General features: G+C 40.5%; 1 protein-coding gene. It reads left to right on the top strand.

Going from position 1 to position 570, the window contains the following annotated elements; translation table 11 throughout:
* On the top strand, nucleotides 1–358 hold a 358-nt coding region (locus ACYVBN_RS18375), incomplete at its 5' end, for a hypothetical protein (RefSeq protein WP_460601771.1).
* Nucleotides 359–570 lie beyond the last annotated feature (212 nt).

The following is a 570-nucleotide window of genomic DNA, read 5'->3' as shown; positions in this document are numbered from 1 at the left end:
TCATTTATCAGATTTTACAAAACACATTCTACTCTCAATGTCAAACTTGAGGAGGGTGTTAGAGAGGCAACAGAAAGAAATGGAAGAAATCCGGCGTAGACGTGCTGAAGAAGATCGGGACGCCGATGAAGAAGAGGAACAAATGCTTGCAGCGGTGTGTATGCTTAATCAATCAAGGCAACACCGTCGTTCTCGTGCCCCATATGTGGACAGACGTAGAGAGTCTCGGGGTAAGAATCTTTTGGAAGATTATTTTATCTCAACTTCTTTGTACTCTGATGTTGATTTTCGAAGACGATTTAGAATGCAACCCCATTTGTTCAATAAAGTCATGCATGATATTTGCAATTATCATTAATACTTTGTTCAAAAGAAAAATGTTATTGGAAATTTGGGACTTCTTCCTGAGCAAAAGTTCACAGCTGTTATACGAATGTTGGCGTATAGAGCATCTGCTGATCAGGTGGATGAGATTGGCCAGATAAGGAAGTCCACTACGTTGGAGGCTTTGGTAAGATTTTGTGATGCAGTTGAAACTCTATACACTATGCACTACCTGCGTAGACCTAC

This window comes from Flexivirga lutea, from assembly GCF_054778955.1.
This window is presented reverse-complemented; position numbering and strand designations above follow the sequence as displayed.